Genomic DNA, 22,232 nt, shown 5'->3' with positions numbered 1-22,232 from the left:
GGGTCGAAACTTCGATACATCGCGTACCGCACAAACGCGCATTATTAAATGGGCTCGGCCATGGCTGGGCGGACCACGGCGGCCCAGACATTTAGGTATTGCTCACAAATCCCGGGTGGTCGATGCCAATTTCCATTTGGATCAATGTACTTCTGCGAGATCAACAGCAACGGCCGGTTGCGGCATTTGCGAGCACCTCGGGATAGCTTCCGTCGACCTACGGATACATCACTCATCGGAGTGCACCGTAGGACAGCAACGACTCACCTCACGTCGCCGATAACACACCGGCCGCCCCGAATCGCTCTGCGCCTCAAGATGGTCCACCCATGCCCGAATAGCTTCTGGCCGCGCGAAGCGGCGGCGACCGACCAGAAAGGTCCTTAGATGACCTGCGTTGATCGCGTCGTAGATAACCGATACCGATTCGCCAGTTAATTCACCTATCCGCTGAAGGCTAATCTTCATCGGCTCAATCATTTTGCTTTGCACAAAATTTGCTCCAATACGCATCGCGACCCGATGCGAAAACAAAGCTACCTGTAGCGGAACTGCATGGTAACTACGTCTACGCGTATACGCAGTACGTGTACGCGTATGCAGATTTCGGTGATGGATCAACAACATTTCGGTAGAGTCTGAACAACGTACTGGTGTTGCTCTCCTTGCTGCTATTGCCTATTTTCGGCCGCCCCCGAGAGGTCCACTTCGGGTTGCAAGCGGACGTCATTACACTCGCAATACAAGACATGTCCTCTCTACCAACTATATTTCACACCCATCTGACCCGCTGCGCGCCGATAGGCGTCATGACCCCATTCGTTGTCAATGCTGGCCCAGACCACCCAGCCTTCGCCTACCAAGGCCTGGAAGCCTGCTTTCACCTGGTAGCGATTGTCCGGTACAGCGTCGGCCACGGGGATGCCGTTGAAGGCGATCTCGCTGGCCGCGCCGCCGTGCCACCAGTTCATTTCCAGGAAGGGGCGCAAGGCATAGTCAGAGGATAGTTGCGGGTACAGGCGAACGCCCAGGCGCCCGAGCGTGAGGCCGCCATCGAGTGACTGCACGCGGGTACGGCTGCTGTCAACGATACGATCGGCGCGGTAGTCGGTATACACAACCTGTGCCTCCGGCTCGACCACCCAATGCGCGCCGATGCCCACGCCGTAGCCATACTCCAACGATGCCTCCCAGCTGCGTGAGTGATAGTCGACAGAAGGCAACATGTCGCTGCGTATCGTGTTGTCGAACCAGCCATACTGCATCCACGCATCCAGGTAGGCACCGATTCGCTGTTCGTCATGAGCGAACCAGGTGGCATAAGCGCCTGTGACTGTGCCGTCCGTATGCCCATGGGCGCTAGAGGGATTGAATGAGGCGGATGCATCGGCGTTCGCATTGCCACGCGCCAGCATGCCGCCCACATGAAGGCGGTCGTTGTCGCTCAGTAGATTCCAGTTACCGACGTCTCCACCGAACTGGAACAACGCGCTGTCGCCTCGAGTTTCTAACAGCCCGCCCGCCGCATCGACGCGGTTTGACTCGCCTAGCACGCGAAACCACAGCTTGCCCATGGCACTGTCCGAATCTTGCGCCGACGAGCCGTACTGGGGGTCGCCCTGACGATCATGCAGTGTTAGCAGCAGCATGTTCGTCGCGGCATGGCGATTGACCAGATACGCACCGACTTCTGGCCGGAAGATGGGTTGTCCGATCGGCAGATTTTCAGAAGACACTGGCTGCGGTCCCGGTGGACCGGGGAGCGCTGATGACGGGGGAGTCCCTGATAGAGCTGGCGAACCTGGGGGAATGATCGGCGCCGGTAGCGTGGGTCCCACCGACGAGCGCAGATACCACCAGCCGTTGGTCGGGTCGGCAACGCCACCTTGATACAACAGGTATTCGTACGGGCCCGCCACCACGCGACCGCCCAGCACGAAGGCGCCCGCGGCGGAAGCGTCAGGCACGCTCACCAGCGGAATACCATCGCCAGTGGTCACCGCGCCATTGCCGCCAACTGACTGCACCACGATACGAGTGGGAGCACCGGCCAGTGTCACGGCGCTGGCTGCAAGGCGATCGGATGCAGCAGTGGCACCCCCCTCGTTCAAGACAGCATCCGCGTCCAGCTCGCCGCCGCTGGCGGCATACGTGCCGGCCACACGAAGCTGATCGCCAGCGACGCCGTTGTTCATGGTGATCACACCGGTGTTCACCAGCTGGCCGTTGATGGTGAATGTCGCATCCGGGCCATGGGCAAACGCCGGCAAGGCGTTGCCGACACCCAGCGTGCCAGCGTTGTCGACATCTCCCGTCACGCTGCCATAGCCGCCGAACGCCGCGCCGAGATCCACGTTGACGTATCCGCCACCGGCCAATTGCGCGCTGGCGTGCGCCGCATCGCCCACCGCCAAAGTACCGGCGGCCACACGCGTGGGGCCGGCGAAGTTGGCGGTGGTGTTGAAGACCAGCACACCGGCACCGGTCTTGGTCAGTCCGCCTATGCCGGTCACAGATCCGGAAAACTTGTTGCGATTGGTCGTTGCGATAGTGCCGCCTGCAGCGTCGAACACCAGGCTGCGCACGCTGTCGAAGGCGGCATTCAGCTGCAAGGTGCCACCGTTCAAGGTCACTGCGCCGGATGGATCGCCAAGATTGTTGTCGGCACCAACCGCCAGCGTGCCGGCGTCGACGAAGGTTCCGCCGGTGAAGCTGTTGGTGCCAGTCAACGTCGTCGTGCCGCTACCGAACTGGCGTACCCAGCCGCTACCGCTGATGGTGCCAGCGTAGTTCAGGCTGTCACCACGATTGAACTGCAGGCCGCCGTTGTTCACCATGGGGCCGGCGATCGACCCCGTGCTTCCGCCATCGCCAATCTGAAGCACGCCGCTCGCGATGGTTGTGACGCCTGTGTAGCTGTTATCGCCACTGAGCACCAGCGTACCTGTGCCCGCTTGGGTCAGGGTCCCGCTGCCGCTGACCACGCCGCCGTAGGTCACCGTGTCGTTGCGGTCGAAGACAAGCGTGGCATTGTCAATGATGTTGCCGGCTATGCTGCCGCTGGTACCTCCGTTGCCCAACTGCAGCGTACCTGCCGCGATGGTCGTGCCGCCGACATAAGTATTGTCCGCGGCAAGCACCGTGGTTCCCTGACCCTGCTGAATGAGCGAGCCGGTGCCGGAAATCGTGCCAGGCAACGTGACCAGGTTGGCGTGATTGATCACCAGCGATGCATTGTCCGTTACCGGCCCCGCGATGGAGCCCGTCGCACCGCCATCACCCAACTGCAAGATGCCTGCGGAAATCGTGGTAAGCCCGGTGTATGTGCTATGGCCGGTCAGGACGGTGGTGCCGCTTCCTGCCTGCGTCAGTTCACCAATACCGCTCACGATGCCGGCGTAAGTCGCAGCGTCACTGCGATTGAACACGAGCGATGCATTGTTCGTGATGTTGCCGATGACACTTCCGCTGGTGCCATTGTTGCCAAGCTGCAGCACGCCGCTGCTGATGGTCGTGCCACCCGTATAAGTGTTGTCGGCAGCGAGAATGAGCGTGCCAAGGTCGGTCTTGTCAAGGCCGCCAGTGCCCTGGATCACGGCGCCGATCGTCGCGCTCATCCCTGTGCCCGCGAGCGTACCGTCGCCCACACGCACGATGGTGTCGGTCGTGTTCGTCTTGAGGGGGGCGCCGGTGATCGTGTAGCCATTCACCGTGAACTGCACGCCGCTCAACGTCACCGCACCCGAGCTGTTGTCCACAGTCACCGTGCCTGGTATGCCCTGGAAGATGGCAAAACCATCTGCTGGCCACGACGCGTTCGCCACGCCAGTGCTATCCGCCCACGACGCGTCAGAGGCCGATGCCAGCCACGTGCCGGAGCCGCCATTGACTTGCCGGTTATTGAATAGCGCGCTGTTGTTGCCATCCCAGAAAGTGAGCGCCCCCAGCGCCTGCGTATTGACCAGGTTTACCTGCTGCGGCACGGCGGTTTGCACCAGCAGATCAACATTCGGCGTGAAGCCGGCTGGCACGGTGCCGAAGGCAAGGCCGTTGTCGGCCAGCGTGCCGGTGTAATTGATCAGCCTGTACACGCCAGGGCCAAAGGTGCCACCGGCGGACACAGTCACATTCAGCGAGCCGTCGAGCACGATGTTGCCGCCAACGGACGTGAGGTCGTTGAGCGCTCCGCCCGGCACATTCGCCTGGCCCAGTTCGTAGTCGAGCATCGAGCCGCTCGACAACAAGAGATCTCCCCCGATGGTCAGCGTACCGGGACTATTGCCTGGAGCGAGGTGACCACCGTTCTGGATCGTCACCGATCCGCCTATTGTGCCGCTGCCACCGAGCGCAGCGCCGTCTAATACGGTGGCAAGTGGACTGGCGATGAAACCATTGACCCGCAGCATACCGGCGTTGACGTTGGTGGTGCCGGCGTATGTGTTCGCACCGGTGAGCAGCAGTGTGCCAGAGCCCGATTGCGTAAGCGTTCCGCTGCCACTTACCACGCCGCCGTAGGTCAGCGCATCACTGCGATCGAAGACAAGTGTTGCATTGTCGGAGATGTTGCCCGCGACACTTCCGGTTATTCCGCCATTGCCGAGCTGCAAGATGCCGCTGCGGATCGTGGTGCTGCCCGTGTACGTATTGTCGCCGGTGAGGATAGCGGTGCCGGAACCTGATTGTGTCAGCGTACCGGTGCCCGAAATCATGCCCGGCAGCGTCACGCTGTTTCCGTGACTGATCACCAGCGCCGCGTTGTCCACGACAGGACCGACAAGGCTTCCCGTGCTTCCACCATTGCCAAGCTGGAGCGTGCCCGCCGAGATGTTGGTGACCCCGGTGTATGTATTTTCGCCGGTCAGGATGGTGGTCCCCGGTCCCGCCTGCGTGAGTGCACCTGTACTAGTCACGATCCCTGCGTAGGTCACGACATCACCGCGATTGAACACCAGCGACGCGTTGTTCGTGATGTTGCCGACGACACTTCCGCTGGTGCCTCCGTTGCCAAGTTGCAGCACACCGCCGCTGATCGTCGTGCCACCCGTGTAGGTGTTGTCGGCAGTGACGATGAGCGTGCCCAAGTCGGTCTTGTCGAGGCCGCCGGCGCCCTGGATATCGGCGTCGATCGTCGCAGTCATGCTTGCCCCTGCCGATGTGCCGTCGCCTACTCGCACGATGGTGTCGGCGGTGCCCGTTGTCAGCGGTGCACCCGTGATTGAGTAGCCATTCACAGTGAACTGCGCGCCTGCGACCGTCACCGCACCGGCGCTGTTGTCAACGGTTACTGTGCCCGGCGTACCCTGGAAGATGGCAAAGCCATTCGACGTCCATGGCGCATTCACTGCGCCATGGACATCGGCCCAAGACGCATTGCTCGCCGACGCCAACCATATTCCCGCGCCGCCATTGACCTGATCGTTGTCGAAGAGCGCACTGTTACTGCCGTCCCAAAAAGTGAGCGGCCCCAGCGCCTGCGCGTTGACCAGATTCACCTGCTGTGGCACGGCCGTTTGCACCAGCAAATCGACATTCGACGTAGAGACCGCCGGCACGGTGCCGAAGGCGAGGCCGTTGTTGGTCAGCGTGCCGCTGTAGTTGATCAACCGGTAAACGCCTGGGCCAAACGTGCCACCCGGCGCGCGCGTGAGATTGAGGGTGCCATCCAGTTGCAAATTGCCTCCGACATTGAGCAGGTCGTTTAGCGGCCCACCCGGAACATTCGCCTGGCCCACATCGTAGTCGAGCACCGAACCGGGCGACAGCAACAGGTTGCCACTCATCGTCAACGTGCCGGGGCTGTTGCCGGGTGAAATGTGGCCGCCATTCTGGATAGTCACCGACCCGCCGATAGTGCCGCTACCACCAAGCGTAGCGCCGCTGAATACGGTGGTAAGGGGGCTGGCGTTAGAGCCGTTGACCCGCAACGTGCCGGCATTGATGTCGGTGGCGCCAGTGTAGGTACTCGCACCGGTAAGGAGCAGCGTGCCGGTTCCCGATTGCAACAGGCCTCCGCTGCCACTCACCATGCCGCCGTAAGTCAACGCGTCGCCTCGGTCGAAGGAGAGCACGGCATTGTCGGAGATGTTGCCCGCGACACTGCCGGTACTTCCTCCACTGCCCAGTTGCAGCGTTCCGGAGGAAATCGTGGTACCGCCGGTGTAAGTGTTGGCACCCGTGAGGATCGTGGTGCCGCTGCCAATCTGTGATACCGCCCCGGTACCGCTGATGACACCCGGAAATGTCAACGTGTTGGTGCGGTCGAATATCAGCGACGCATTGTCGACGACATTGCCAACGATGCTGCCCGTGGGCCCGGCGAGACCGATCTGCAAGGCACCGCCGTTGATGGTGGTGCCGCCGGTATAGATATTGGCCCCGGTGATCGCGATGGTGCCGGCGCCGATCTTTGTGAGCCCACCGACACCGCTGGCGACGCCACGAAATTCCGTGGAGAAGCCGTCGCTGTCCACCGTGGCACCGCCAGCGAGTACCGAAACCGAGCGGCCGATAAAGCCGAACGCTCCGGCCAGATAGCGAAGCGTGCCACCATTGAACACGATTGGATTTCCCAGCGTGCCCAGGTTGTTGGGGGTGGAGAAGGCAAGCACGCCCTGATTGATCGTCGTCGCACCCGTGTAGGTATTGGTTCCGCTGAGCGTAAGCACGCCGCCGCCGGACTTGGTCAGGCCACCACTACCGCTAATGACACCACTGAACAACGTCGACGTACCCAATCCGCCGGTAGTGAGCGTGCCGGCACCCAAAGTGACGGCGCCTGCGCCCGATAGCGAGCCGGTCGCTTGGTTGCTGCCACCGAGATCAAGCGTCGCGCCCGCGTTGACGGTGAACGCGCTGGATGGTGCCATCACACCTGCCACCCCTGCACGCAGGATTCCTGCCGTGACCAACGTGTTGCCGGTATAGCTACCGACACCCGAAAGCGTCAGCGTACCGCTGCCACTCTGGGTGAGCGAGCCGCTGCCCTGGATGGGTGCAGCGATGCCTAGGCTGCTCGCGCTGGCGAAAGTGAGCGCGCCGTTGTCGACAAGAGTTCCGGTGATCGTCAACTGAGGCGTAGCAAACGTCGCAGCGGTGCCGGCGTCCAGCGTTAGATTGGTCAGCGCGTAGCTGGGTGCAGTAAACGTCAGGGCAACAATGTTGCGCAACGCGATCATGGGCCAGTTCACAATCGTATTGACGAACGCATTCGACTTCAGCCCGTCGAAAACCAGCGTGTTGTTGGTGCCGCCAGCGCCGCCGTCCACCGAGCCCGTGAGCGCAGAGCCCTGCTGCAGCACCACGGTGTTGTTCGACAACCCCGGACTGAACACGATCGCACCAAGGGCGCCGCGAATCGTGCCAGCGTTGATTACGGTGATGCCTTTCGCATTGGCGCCATTGGCGTAGAAACCATAGGCATTGTCGCTGCTGACGCTTGCGCCGGCGGCATTGGTGAAGGTGCCCGGTCCGGCCATCGACATTCCATTGCCGCCAACGGCTATTTCACCCGACGTACCGATGGTCGCGTAGGCGCCATGCGCGGCCACCGTGCCGGTGTTGAGGATGGTACTGGGTGCGAGGCTTTCCGAGCGGATGCCTGCTGACGAGGCCCGCGTACCGGTCCCGGAGATGCTGCCATACGTGTTGATGGTTCCGCGATTGATCAGCGTATTGCCTGTTGTCATGTTGTATGTGCGCGCAAACAGGCCCACCGAGTTGCTGCCGCTGGTGGAGATGCTGCCGTCATTCTCAAGCGTGTTGCCGTAACCGGCGGTGGTACTGGTTGAGTTGTTGGGGTCGCCGGCCCACATGCCGTAGGCGTTGACGAAGTTGGTGGTGATCGAGCCCGCGTTGGTGATCGTGCTGTTGTTCTGCACCTGAACGGCAGCGCCGCTCGGCGTTAGGCCGGCGCCTGCCCGGATCGTCACCGTGGCGCCATTCGTAGGAATGAGCACTGTGCCGGCACCGCCTGAAATGGCGGCGATGCTGTTGGGAAAAGGATTAGGCGCCGAGGTGTCGCAGATAACGGTGAGCCCGTCGGGCTGAAGCACGCAGTTCGCGAGAGCAACGCCAGGGATGCCAAGACAGCTACCGGCTATTACCACCATTCGGCAGGGTAATGTGGATAGCGAACGACATAACAACGCCCTAATGGCGCCGGCCAGAGGATGAAAAGTATGACTGGCTACCGGTGTCATGTGTGGCCGGCCCACTCGAATTGGTATTCGACGCCTTCCTCGAATCCGCCAGATAACATCGCTTTTGTGATGGAAGTGCGAATCCCGTTGATACAAAAACCTGCACTGGACCAGACGTGTCTGAACGACAGTCGTTTCGGCGGGGGACAAGGTGCGCCATCGCCCTGACCAGTTTGGCTAGGACCATAGATTCGGCGGAAAAATGGCGTCGAAGGCACCCACGTAGTCGAAGCCCGCGTGCGCCGCATACTTCGCGCGGTAATGCTGCAAGCGCAGACGGGTGCCGTGCACGCTCCAGGCTCCGTAGAAGTCCATGTCGGTGGGTAGGGGGCGAAGGGCCTCGGCCAGATCGTGCGCTTGCTCGCCGCGCAGGTAGCGCAACTCACCGAAGGCGGCCGTCAGGAGGGCGCCCAACGCTTTGCGCTGGAGGGTCGTCGGCAGCGGATCCGCCATTGCGATCCCGTCAGTGAGGCCCCTGTCACCTCATAATAGCGCGTGCCCCGCCCCCCCCTGTCAAGGCTAAGTTGAAATGTCCGCTTGGACCGGCCAGAGTTTCCTAGACACACACCTTCGCCAGCAAATCAGGGCTTCCCTAAGGATGTCAACGTGAATAATTTAACACGTGGCGGAGAAGCCTCTCAGTGATGACTGCTTTCTGCTGGTGCGCAGCCAAGTATGACAGTCCTCACAACTGCGCGCCTAAGGTCTGTTGCGTTCACCGGCTGAAGTCGCAACGCAGAGCGGACTTAACAGGAACCCTGGTCGGACATGCTCGATTAGTAACGGCATCATCCAAATCGCGGTCGCACTAATGCGGCGCAGCGACGGCCGAGCTCTCCTAGTTCGCAAGCGCGACACAGATACCTTTATTCAGCTAGGCGGAAAGATCGCACTAGGCGAAACGGCTGCCGAAGCAGTTGTTAGGAAACTGCACGAGGAGCTGGGCGTGCAATCGGCTATCGCCGACTTGGTCTTTCTGGGTGAGTGTGAGGATTGGGCCGTTCAGGAGCCTGGCTGGATTGTCCGTGCGATAGTATTCAGCGCACCATACTCTGCCATCGTCGTTCCCTTCGCCGAGATTGCTGAGGCGAGCTGGGTAGATGCGGGTGAGCGGGGCCGATGCCCATAGCTCCCCTCACTAGGGACAGAATCTTCGTCGAATTGCTGCCTCACTTAGGTCCCAACAAGAGGCGCACTGCATAACCGGTCCCTGCGGCGCTTGCTGCTATCAGATGGACGTAGCTACAAAGCAGTAAAATTTCGTGCAACAGCATATGCGGTCGCACACGTAAGCTCCCCCGAACCGTAGACGCCTAAGAAGTAGAGCTATCTGGCATCTGACCTCCTCCCCGCGTTAGGCCCGGGATGAACGGTAAAATTCGGCCTGGGTGACGTCCAATTGCCCAGCTCGGGAAATCAAAGTCGACGTTTGGTGGGACTGGCATGCCGTACTTTCGATGCAAAGTGGTAACCGCTATCAGCCGCTGCGAACGCGCGGACTTCAAAGCGCGTCACCCGATCAGATCGTCACTCGGCGGCCCCTCGCCATTCTGGCGCTGACGCAACAGGACGCCCTACTGGCCCCGTGGAAACGCCGTCTTTTCAGGCCGACAAGGCCTAGCTGCTCCAATTCTCAGGGGCGTGCAGATTACTTACCTATAGCGACCGAGGCGGTGCTCCATATTGAAGCTTCTGTGCAAGGCCGTTCGCGTATTGGGGCACGAGAATCAGCCCGGCGTGGGTGGGTAGATATAGGTAGTAGCAACAGAAGGCTGCTTTCGAAAATGGCGATATCCGGACTTAGCTAGGCGACCCATGTAGCCGTAACCGACCTTCAGCTGGTGTCACCACTGATATTTCACCCCGATGCTGGCCTGGAAATGTCGATAATGGTCACTGCCCCACTCGGCACCCACCGCGGACCAGGTGGCCCAGTTTTTCGCGAGAATGCCTTGCAAGCCCACGTTGACCTCGCCGTAGCTTCTGGGCACACCGGATGTCACCACGAGCTGATCGAAGCTGATGGCCGCACGGGAATCGCTGTGCCACCAGTTTGCTTCTGCGTAAGGGCTCAAGCCGGAATCGGTGGGACCAAAGACACGCAGGCCAAGGCGCCCTATCCAATGGTCCGACCCGGTTTCGCGAATAGCCGTCTGTGCGTGATCAAGCAGATGATCGGCGTTGTAGTCCAGATGAACCAGTTGGGCTTGCGGCTGGAGAAAAACGTTGCCGAAACGCCATGTATAGCCACCCTCCACGGAGGCCGTCCATGCGTGCGAATCGTAATGGATCGTATAGCCACGAGAGCCCTCCACGCGGTTACTGAAATCCGAATATTGCGCCCACGTATCGACGTACGCTCCTATCCGTTCGTCAGGGTGTGCGAACCAGGTGCCATACGCTCCAACGTTGTAGCCATTGACCCGACCCGACGATTGGGCAGGGTTGAACGCCGCACTGGAATTGGAAGTGCTGCGGCCATACCCCATCATCACGCCGACACGCAGAGCGTCGCTGCGATCAGCGAAGTGGCTGTGATACAGATCCACGCCCCCCATCAACAGCACGTCATTACCGTTGGTGTGCAGGAGGTCGTTGACCGAGTGATAGTGGGTGCCCCCACCATCCAGGCGCAGCCACGCTGGGCCGATATCACTGGCGTCGCCGAACACTGTGTCTGGATCGCCCTGCCGATCGTGCAAGGTGCCGACGAACATGCGACTAGCTGCAAACTGGTTATCGAGATACGTGCCCACTTCGGGGCGTACGATCGGCACGGGCGGTGCGGGTGGCTGAGGTGATGGCGCCACGTCACGAAGGTACCAGTCGCCATCGCCTGGGTTAGTCACTCCGCCCTGAAACAACTGATATTCGTAAGGACCAGTCACCACGCGATTACCCAGCGTAAAGGCGCCGGGTGCCGAAGTTCCGGCGTTCCCGACATCGACCACCTTGATGCCATCCCCCGTCGTCAGCAGTGCAGGCGGCGCGCCCACGCTCTGCACATTCACGCGTGTCGGGCCACCGCTACCCAGCACGACGGCATCGGCGACCAACTGATCGGTCTGACCACTCGCCCCGCCATCGTTGAGCACGGATTCGACCTGGAGTTGGCCACCATCGGATACGTAAGCGCCACCGCTGACCACCAGCCGATCGCCCGCAACACCGTTGATCATGGAGACCGTGCCGCGATTATCCAGCGGGCCGGCAATGGTGAACGTCGCATCCGGACCGTTGGCAAGCACTGGCAACGCATTGCCGACTCCCACGGTGCCGTTGTTGAGCACCGAGGCTTGCACCCTGCCGTAGCCACCGAGTGCCGCATTGGCGTCTACGGTGACGGTACCACCGCCACCACCCAGCACGGCCTGCGAATGACTGGCATCGCCGACAACGAGCGTACCGGCCGCCACCTCAGTGCTACCGCCATAGGTCGCTGCGCCATCGAATATCAATGCGCCACTGCCTTGTTTGGTCAAACCACCTGCGCCAGTGATGGCATGGGTGAATTTGTTCTTGTCACTTTGCGTGTTGATCGTGCTATCTGCGTTGAGCACCACACTTCGCGCTGTTGTGACCGGCCCGGTGAGAAGCAGCGTGCCGCCGTTGAAAGTCAACGAACCGGCCGGGTCGCCGAGATTGGCGTCGGAGCCGATGCTGAGCGTGCCTGCATCGATCGTCGTGCCGCCGGTATAGCTGTTGGCGCCACCGAGCGCGAGCGTGCCCAGATCGGTCTTCCTGAGACCACCGCTGCCCTGAATCGCGGCGTTGATAGTTGCTGTCATCGACGCACCAGCTGCCGTACCGTCACCGACGCGGATGACCGTGTCGAGTTCCCCGGTGGTCAACGGTGCGCCCGTAATGGTGTAGCCGTTCAAGGCGAACTGCGCGCCGCTGAAAGTGACATCGCCAGCGCTGTTGTCCACTGTGACGGTACCGGGAGTGCCCTGGAAGATGGCAAAACCGTTCTTCAGCCATGCGCCATTGACCGCACCCGCGCTATCGGTCCATGACTCGCCCGTCGTGGCCAGCCATGTACCGCTACCACCGTTGACTTGGCCGTTATCGAACAGCGTGTTGTCGTTACCGTCCCAGAACGATAGCAGCGCGCCCTTGGTGTTGACGAGGTTGACCTGTTGCGCTACTGAGGTCTGCAAAAGCAGATCGATGTTCGGCGTGAAATTCGTTGGCACGGTGCCAAAGGTCAGACCGTTGTTGATCAATGCGCCGGTGTAGTTGATCAGACGGTAGAGGCCGGGCCCAAAGGCGCCCGTCGCCGTGATGTCGAGCACACCGCCGAGCACCAGATTGCCTGCACCGCTTCCACCCGCGTTACCGTTAACGTTGAACAGTGCCTGGGGGCTCGGGTCTGCAAGCGACACGTCCAGATGCGAGAGCGGGTTCAGCGTGAGCGAGTTCATGGTCAACGTCTGTCCTTGCACGCCTATCAGACGTCCGTTGTCGGCCACGCTCACGTTGCCGCCTGTCGCACCCACGCCACCCAGTGCGGCACCCGCGCCTACGAAAACCGCCCCCGTCGCCGCACTCTGGGTGCCATTGATAAGCAACGTCCCGGCATTGACCGTGGTGGCACCCGCGTAGCTGTTGGCACCACTGAGCGTCACCGTGCCTGTTTGCGTCGTTAGGGAACCCGTACCGCTGATGACTCCACCGTAGGCGGTGGCGCCGCTGCGATTGAGCACCAGCGCGCCGTTGTCGGCGATGTCGCCAACCACGCTGCCCGTAGCGCCACCATTGCCGAGCACGAGCGTGCCACCCGCAATGGTCGTGCCACCGGCATACGTGTTGTCGGATAGAAGTGTCGTGGTACCGCTGCCGGCAAACCTGAGTGCACCCGGGCCCGTGATCGCGCTGCTCAACGTATCGACATTCCCACCATTATCGAATCCTCCATTGCTGCTGCCCACGGTCACCGCGCGCGGCGTGTCGATGGCACTGGTCGTCAATAGCGTGCCGCCATCGAGCGTGAGCGCGGTATTGGCGGCACCCAGGTTGGAGTCGCTGGCGATGGACAACACGCCACCACCCACGGTCGTACCACCGCTGTACGTGTTGGCACCCGATAGCGCCAGCGTGCCGAGATCGGTCTTGTGCAGACCACCACTGCCCTGGATGACGGCACCGATCGTCGCAGTCATGCCCGCCCCCAGCGCCGTGCCGTCACCGACGCGAATGATCGTGTCGGCCGTAGTAGTGGTGAGGGGCTCGCCGGTCACCGTATAGCCATCCGTAGCAAACTGGGCGCCGCTGAATGTCACCGCACCGGCACCGTTATTGACGGTCACGATCCCGGGTGTGGCCTGGAAGATGGCGAACCCATTTGCCAGCCACTGTGCGTTCACCGCGCCCGCGACATCTGTCCAGTTGTCGATGACCTGCCCGGCCAGAATCTGTGCTTGCCACACACCGGACCCGCCGTTGATCTGGTTGTTGTTGAACAATGCGGGATTACTGCCGTCCCAGAAATTCAGCGGCCCCACGCCCTGCGCATTGACCAGATTGACCTGCTGCGCCACCGACGTCTGAATGAACAAATCGACGTTTGGCGTGAATCCGGATGGCACCGTGCCGAAGGCAAGGCGGTTGTCGGTCAACGCGCCGGAGTAGTTCATTACCCGGTAAACACCCGGACCCAACGTGCCCGTGGCCGTAATGTTGAGGCTGCCGTCAAGCACGAGATTGCCCGCACCAGTGCCGCCGCCATTGCCATTGATGTTGAATAGGCCAATGGTGCCCGGCGCCGTCACGTTGATATCCACTTGCGACATCGGATTCAAGGCCAACTGATTCATCGAGAAGACCAGCCCCTGCGATCCAAGCAGATGGCCACCATCAGCGACGGTGACATTGCCGCCTGTCGTGCCAGAGCCGCCCAGCGTGGCCCCCGAATCCACGTTGACCGCCCCGTTAGCGGCGGTCTGGTTGCCGTTGATCAGCAGTGTGCCCGGATCGACGGTCGTCGTTCCGGTATACGTGTTGTTTCCGGTAAATGTGAGCGTACCCGTGCCGCTCTGCGTGACGGTGCCCGTTCCGCTGATGATGCCGGCAAAACTCGCTGCATCACTGCGGTTGAACACGAGCGTACCCTGGTCGATGAGGTTGCCCACGACGCTGCCGCTGGTACCGCCGTTGCCAATCTGCAACGTGCCCTCTGAAAGCAGCGTTCCACCGGTATATGTGTTGTTCCCGGTGAATGTCACCATACCAGGCCCAGCCTTCTCCAATTGGAAACTACGGCCGAGATCATCGATAACACCGCTGAAAGTTCCCGTATCATGCGCAAAGGGGGCGTCGATACGTGCATTGCCGTTCAAGAAGATCGGGCCGCTCGCTGTCGAGTTGTCCGCGATACGAATGGCGCCCAATTGCCCCGAAGGCTCAAGCCAGCCGTTTCCGGAGATGGCGATGGGATTGGCGTAATCCGCTCCTTTGGCCAGCCAGATGCCTCCGCCGTCTTCCACCACGATGCCATTGCCCGTGCCGGCGCTTTTGAACTGAAGGGAGAGGCGGGCTCCCGACTCGACGATCACGTTCTGGTTGAAGCCGCTGTTGGCCGTGTCCACCTCATAGGCGGACTCGTTACTCACTCCGTTGCCCTTGAACACGATCGAACCCTGACCCGAAATCGGCGTGCTGATGATGTAGGGCGTGTCCCCGTTGTCAGAGCGGTAATACGTCAGCGTGCCATTATTGACGATGTTGCCCGTCACACTACCCGACAACCCTCCATTACCGATCTGCAGCACGCCGCTATTGATCGTGGTGCCGCCCGTGTACGTGTTGTCTGCGGTAAGGATCAGTGTGCCAAGATCCGTCTTATCCAGACCGCCGCTGCCCTGAATGACGTTGGCCACGATGGCGGACATGCCCAGGCCGCTTGCCGTGCCGTCGCCCACGCGAATGATGGTGTCTGCCGTGTTGGTCGTCAGCGGCTGGCCGGCAAGGGTGTATCCATTCACCACGAACTGGGCACCGCTGAAGGTGACCGGGGCGGCACTGTTGTCCACTGTCACCGTGCCCGGCGTACCCTGAAAGATCGCAAACCCGTTGGGCTGCCACGACGCATTCACCGCGCCCGTGCTGTCGGTCCACGACGCGTCACCGGCCGAAGCCAGCCATGTGCCAGTGCCACCATTGACCACGTTGTTGTTGAACAGCGCAGTGTCGTTGCCATCCCAGAACGTGAGCGGCCCCAATGCCTGTGTATTGATCAGGTTCACTTGATGCGGCACAACCGTTTGCACCAACAGATCAACGTTTGGCGTGAAGCCGGCGGGTACCGTGCCAAAATCGAGGCCATTATTGGTCAGTGTGCCGGCGTAGTTGATTACCCGATACACACCCGGACCAAACGTACCGCCCGATGACGCAGTCACGTTGAGGACGCCATCGAGCTGCAGATTGCCATTCACCACCGTGAGGTCATTCAGCGGCCCACCTGGAACACCGGCTTTGCCCAGCTCGTAATCGAGTATCGAGCCGTTCGACAGCGACAGATTGCCGGTAATGGTGAGCGTGCCGGGACTATTGCCCGGTGCGAGGTGGCCACCGTCCTGCACTGTCACGTTGCCACCCAAGGTGCCCGAGCCACCCAACGTCGCACCACTGAATACGGTGGTCAGCGGACTGGCAATGGAACCGTTCACACGTAGCGTTCCTGCGTTCACATTAGTCGCACCGGTATACGTGCTCGTACCGGTGAGGATCGTCGTGCCAGTTCCGGCCTGCATCAGGGTTCCGCTGCCGCTAATCGCACCGGCGTAGGTATATGCACCGCTGCGTTGGAACAAGAGTTGACCGTTATCGACGATGCTGCCGACCACGCTACCGGAAGCGCCGCTGTTGCCCACTTGCAGTGTCGCACCGGCATTGATCGTGGAAGCGCCGGTAAAGCTGTTATTACCCGCGAGCGCGAGCCTGCCTGTCGCCACAGTCAGGCCGCCACTGCCGCTGACGATACCGTTGTAGATGAACGCATCGCTGCGGTTGTACACCAAGGCACTGTTGTCGGTGATATTGCCGGCCACGCTGCCGCTGGTGCCGCCATTGCCGAGTTGCAACGTGCCTGCGGCGATCGTCGTGCTACCGGTATAGGTGTTATTGGCCGTGAGGATGGTCGTACCAGCACCGGTGGATGTAAGCGCCCCCGCCCCACTGAACAAACCAGAAAATGTATCCAGGTTGCCACCATTGTTGATGGTGCCGTTGCCCGTCATATTGACGGTACGGGCGCTGGTCATGCCCGCCGTGGTCAGCAGTGTGCCACTCGTAAAGGTCAGCGTACCGGACGCATCACCCATATTGTTGTCACTGGCGATGGACAGCGTCCCGCTGGCGATCGTCGTGCCACCGGTATACGTATTGGCGCCGGTGAGCGTCCAGGTATTGGCTCCCTGCTTCACTACCGAGCCGGTGCCGCTTATCGTGCCGCCATAGGTGGCCGAGGCATTTCGGTTATAGACGAGGATGCCGTTGTCCAGGATATTGCCGGTGACGCCGCCTGAGGTGGATACCGCACCCAGTTGGAGCGTTCCGGAAGCGATCGTGGTGAGCCCGGTGTAAGTATCGTTCTGTGTCAGCGTGACGACGTTGGTGCCGAGCTTGGTGAGGGCGCCCGTACCGCCGATCAGGGTGTTCAGAGACACATTGTCGCCGCGATTGATGAAAACAGCACCATTGTCGACAATGTTTCCCGCCGTCACCATGCCGGTCGTTCCACCATTGCCGATATTCAGCGTCGCGCCGCTGGCGACGGTGGTAGCACCATTGGCGCTTGTCGCTCCCAGGGTTCCCGTGACCGTCAGTGTGCCGCTTTGCACGTTGATCGCGTTAGCGACAGCGTAAGTGGTGCTGACGTCGCCGCTCAACGTCAGGTTGTTGGTGTTGATCTTGTTGATCACCCCGAAGCCGCTGACCGAGCCTGCAAACGTCATATCGTCTGATCGGTTGAAGGTAAGCGTCGCGATGTTGGTAGCGCTAGACCCCGCGAAAGTCACATTGCCCGCAATGCTGCCCGTAGTGCCACCATTGCCGATCTGCAGCACACCTGCGCCCGAGGCAATCGTGGTACCGCCGGTGTAGGTGTTGGCATTGGTGAGCGTCAACGCACCGGCGCCCCCCTTCGTCATGGTGCCGCTACCGCTGATCACACCGGCGTAAGTCAGCGCGTTGGAATGGTTGAACACCAGCGAGCCGTTGTCGACGACATTGCCCACCACGTTGCCTGTCGTGCCACCGCTGCCAAGCTGCAGCGTACCGGCACTGATTGTCGTGCCACCTGTATAGGTGTTGTCGGCGGAAAGAATCAGCGTGCCTGCTCCGGCTGAGGTCAATGCACCGCTACCGCCGATCACGGAGGAAAATGTATCGCTGTTGCCACCATTGTCGATCGTGCCGCTACCCGCCAAATTCACCGTGCGTGCCGACGCAAGACCGGCGGTGGTCAGAAGCGTGCCGCCGTTGAAGGTGAGCGCCCCCGCCGCATTGCCCAGGTTGGCATTGCTGGCGATAGACAGTGTGCCGCTGGCTACCGTCGTTCCACCGGTGTAGGTGTTGGCACCGCTGAGTACGAGCGTGCCAAGATCGGTCTTGTCAATACCACCGCTGCCCTGAATGACCGAGCCGATCGTCGCGGTCATCGCCGCGCCCGCACCCGTGCCGTCACCCACGCGTACGATGGTATCGGCAGTCGTCGTGGTGAGTGGCTGGCCAGTGATGGTGTAGCCATTCACCGCGAATTGAGCACCGCTGAAGGTGACCGCACCCGCGCTGTTGTCGACGGTCACCGTGCCCGGTGTGCCCTGAAAGATGGCGAAGCCATTGGGCTGCCATGATCCATTCACTGCACCGGCGCTGTCGGTCCACGACGTATCGCTGACCGAGGTCACCCAGGTACCCGCACCGCCGTTCACCACGTTGTTGTTCGCCAATGCCTGGTTGCCGCCATCCCAAAACGTCAACGGCCCCAGACCTTGTGCATTGATCAGGTTCACTTGCTGCGGCACCGCCGTCTGCACGAGCAGATCCACATTCGGCGTGAAGCCCGCGGGCACCGTGCCGAAGCCAAGGCCGTTGTTGGTAAGCGTGCCGGCGTAGCTGATCAGGCGATAGACGCCGGGGCCAAACGTGCCACCGGAGGACACGCTGACATTGAGCGAACCGCCTAGTGTCAGATTGCCGCCCACCGACGTCAGGTCATTGAGCGGTCCACCGACGACACCCGCCTGGCCCAGTTCGTAATCGAGGAACGAACCGCCCATCAAGACCAGATTGCCATTGACGGTCAGGGTGCCAGGGCTGTTGCCAGGTGACAGGTGAGCGCCGGTTTGAATCGTTACCGCGCCACCGATGGTGCCGCTGCCACCCAGCGTCGCCCCGTTCGCCACCGTCGTGGTCGGGCTGGCGATGGAGCCGTTGACGCGCAACGTACCGGCGTTTACTGCGGTCGCGCCCGTGTACGTATCCGCGCCGGTGAGTATCAGGGTTCCCGAACCCGATTGTGTCAGCGTGCCCGTGCCGGAAATCGCTCCAGGCATCGTCACGCTGTCACTGCGGTCGATAGCCAGTGCAGCGTTGTCGACGATGGGACCGGTGATGCTCCCATTCGTGCCGCCGTTGCCAAGCTGCAACTTGCCGGCACTGATGGTGGTCGCTCCGCTGTAGGTGCTGTTGCCGGTGAGGATCGTGTCACCCGTGCCCACTTGCGTCAGCGTGCCCGTGCCCGAAATGACACCTGGCAACGTCACGATATTGCTTTGATTGATGACGAGCGCTGCGTTGTCGACGATCGCACTCGCCACGCTGGCAGCGTTACCGCCATTGCCCAGCTGCAAGGTGCCTGCGCTGATGACGGTGTCGCCCGTATAAATACTGTTGCCGGTCAGCGTCAACGTACCGGCACCGAGTTTGGTCAGACCGCCTGCACCGCTGATGCCTACGGGAACCGTGCCGGAAAACCCGTTGGTGTCGATTGTGCCGTTGCCATTGAGGGCAACCGCGCGAGTGGCTGCGGTGTTGAAACTTGCACCCAATTGCAAGGTGCCACCATTGAACGTGAGTGAACCGCTGGTCGCACCCAGGTTGCCATCACTGCTCACGCTCAATACACCGGCATTGAGGAACGTGCCGCCTCGGTAGCTATTGGCACCACTCAACGTAAGTGTGCCAGTGCCCGCCTGCGTCAGCGTGCCCGAACTGCTGACGATCCCTGCATAGGTCAACGCATCGCTTCGATTGAAAACCAGCGCAGCATTGTCCGTGACATCCCCAGCAACGCTACCCGTGGTGCCTCCCGCGCCGATTTGCAACGTACCCGTACTGATCGTTGTGCCGCCCGCGTAGGTATTGTTGCCAGTGAAAATGGTGGAGCCGGCCCCTGATTGGGTGAACGATCCTGTGCCAGAAATCGCGCCAGGCAGCGTCACGCTGTCGCTGCGTTTGATCACCAGGGCCGCATTGTCGGTGATCGGGCCGGCAATGCTGCCGCTGGTACCGTTGCTGCCCAGTTGCAGCGTGCCAGCACTTATCAACGTGTTGCCGGTATAGGTGTTGTCACCGGTAAGGATCACGGTTCCGGGCCCTGATTGCGCGAAGGTGCCCGTGCCCGAGATGATGCCGGTCAGCATCAGGTTCCCGCTGCGATTGACTACCAGCGCCGCGTTATCGGTGACGTTGCCGACGATGCTTCCAGTGGTGCCGCCGTTACCGAGCTGCAACGTGCCGGCGCTGATCGTCGTACCGCCCGTATAGGTGCTGTCGCCGGCGAGCACCAACGTGCCCGCCCCCAACGATGTCAGTGAGCCTGCGCCACTAAACACGCCAGAGAAGGTGTCCGCATTACCTCCGTTATCGATCGTGCCGTTTCCGATCAAATTGACCGGGCGCGCGCTGGAAATACCCGTCGTCGTCAACAACGTGCCGCCATTGAACGCCAGTCCTCCCGCTGCACCGCCAAGATTGGCGTCACTGGAAACAGACAACGCGCCACCGCTGATTGTCGTGCCGCCGGTAAACGTATTGGCCCCCGTCAGTACAAGTGTGCCTGCACCTGTCTTGTTCAATCCGCCAGCATTGGTCAGTACAGTGTTGAGTGACAGTGTGTTGCCGCCAGCGACATCAGCTGTGGAAATATTGGCGGCCGAGCTGCTCAACGAAATACTCGGTGCGGTGATGCTGCCAAACCCGGTAAAGCGACCCGCCGTGGAAGTGATGCCGCCAGTGCCTGCATTGAGGTTGAAAATGCCTCCATTCGTTGCAACGGTGCCACCGGCATTGACGGCGATGGTCCCGGAAAGCAACGTGCTTCCATCGTCTCCCTGCACCGTTCCACCGTTATTGACGGTGAACACGCCGGAACTCGTTCCTCCATAGGAAACCCCATCGGTGAACGCGAAGGTGCCGCCGTTGACGTTGGTATTGGTCAGCACGGTCGAGTTATAAGTCGGGTCACCGGGGTTGCTGCTGTTTCCATGAAAAATGACCGTACCTGCACCGGTCTTGTTGACGGTAACGGACGCGCCAGCAGTCGAGGCAATCGGGTCATAGAACTGGATGAAATTGCCGACGGTGGCATCCAGATTCAGACTGCCTGTGCTGTTCAGATATATGGCATTGGGTGTGCCCGAGCCAACCACTGGTGCATACAACCCACCCGCGATGGATGTAAAGGAGGCACCCTGGCGATTACCTTGAAACGTAATGTCACCGCCATCTGCCTTCAGATTGATGGTGCCGGTTTGCAGATAAATCGCGCCGCCGAGCGTCTCGGCGTAGTTATTGATGACGCTGGAGCCGGGGCCAAGATTAAGTACAGCGGCAGATCCCGAGTCGTAATAGACCGCGCCACCAAAACCCGATCCTGTCGTTGAATAAACGTAGTTGTTGCTGAAGGTCGTTGGACCATTAAAATTCATGAAGTAGTTGTAGCTGCTGCCGTTGCCGTAAGCGCTCACTGCGCCGCCGAGAGCGTTACGTCCGCTTTTGGTTTCGATGACGAAGTTACCGTCAAACAGCGCTGTGCTGTTGGTCACCAGATTGACGCTGCCGCTGCCCGGGCTGAGGTAACCGATATTGACCGCACCGCCTCTGCTGTGCTGGTCAGTTACGTGATTGGGATAGGTGGCGGAAAACGTGGTGCCGCCGTAGACATAGTTGCCACTGAATGTCACTGGAGCGTTGAAGGTCAGCGTTGAAGCGCCACCCCAGAAATCTATGGCGCCTCCAAATACAGAGGAATGGTTGCTACTGAAGACCGTCGGCCCGGCGAAATTCATCGTTTCGCCGGTGGCTTCGTAGATGGTCAGTGCACCACCGTAATTGGCCGTCCAGTTCCCGTTGAACGTCACGTTGCCGGTGAAATTGAGGGTATTGCTTCCATAGAGACCGATGACGCCAGGCTGGTCAGCCAGTCCATGGTTGCCCGTGAACGTGACACCCGTCGCGCCGCCGTTGATGTTCAACACCGAGTTCGCACCACCTCGCATCGAAACAAACGGCCCGTAATCCGCCGAGGCGTAAGTGTTGAAATCGGTAGGGCCAATGTTTTGAATGGTCGATCCGGTCAGATTCAAATTGGTCGTAACGTTGGAGCTATTGAACAAAAACAAGCCATTCCGTGGACCGGTAAACGGCTGCGAAGTGATCGTGGCATTGGTGATGGCGATGTTGGTGTTGTTTTGATAGAGGCTCAGCATTCGCTGGCCGCTCGACGGCCCAACGGTGATGACATGGCCGGCCCCATCGATAGTGATGTTGCTTCTGGCTACCGAGTTGACGTCAAAGTTCGTCAGCCAAGTGACATCGCCCCCAAGTTGTAGGTTGTACAAACCAAGATTGAGACCGTTGGTATAAATGTCCTGTCCCGCGGCCAGAGCCGTTTGGGCCCTGGCCGGCATGACCGAGTCAGCCAACAGCAAGGAGAAGGCACATAGGACACATCGGTGCACCAAACCAAGCCGATCACTGTCAACGCGTTTGGGTGAACGCATCAGGCCGCCGGATCGGCGAAGACAG

Annotated in this window: 4 protein-coding genes; 1 reads left to right on the top strand and 3 read right to left on the bottom strand. The window is 60.7% G+C overall.

Annotation, left to right across the window (positions count from 1 at the left end):
- Positions 1–758 precede the first annotated feature (758 nt).
- Both Y882_RS18825 and Y882_RS08325 read right to left on the bottom strand, forming a co-directional pair.
- The gene (locus Y882_RS18825; RefSeq protein WP_211259149.1) at positions 759–8,348 is read right to left on the bottom strand and encodes an autotransporter-associated beta strand repeat-containing protein; all 7,590 of its coding nucleotides are present in this window, start codon (positions 8,346–8,348) and stop codon (positions 759–761) included.
- Positions 8,349–8,375: 27 nt separating this feature from the next.
- On the bottom strand, positions 8,376–8,651 hold the full coding sequence (locus Y882_RS08325) for a hypothetical protein (RefSeq protein ID WP_046971447.1): 276 nt from the start codon (positions 8,649–8,651) through the stop codon (positions 8,376–8,378).
- A 358-nt stretch (positions 8,652–9,009) separates the two neighbouring features.
- Here Y882_RS08325 and Y882_RS20975 point away from each other — a divergent pair, with 358 nt between their 5' ends.
- Positions 9,010–9,327 (top strand): NUDIX hydrolase, encoded by a 318-nt coding sequence (locus Y882_RS20975; RefSeq protein ID WP_211259148.1) that lies wholly within the window; start codon positions 9,010–9,012, stop codon positions 9,325–9,327.
- A gap of 715 nt (positions 9,328–10,042) precedes the next feature.
- Here Y882_RS20975 and Y882_RS20005 read toward each other — a convergent pair.
- Positions 10,043–22,135: an autotransporter-associated beta strand repeat-containing protein gene (locus Y882_RS20005; protein WP_244466296.1), complete on the bottom strand. Its 12,093-nt coding sequence runs from the start codon at positions 22,133–22,135 to the stop codon at positions 10,043–10,045.
- Positions 22,136–22,232: the final 97 nt, after the last annotated feature.

Source organism: Dyella japonica DSM 16301 (genome assembly GCF_001010355.1).
Classification (GTDB): Bacteria; Pseudomonadota; Gammaproteobacteria; order Xanthomonadales; family Rhodanobacteraceae; genus Dyella; species Dyella japonica.
This window is presented reverse-complemented; position numbering and strand designations above follow the sequence as displayed.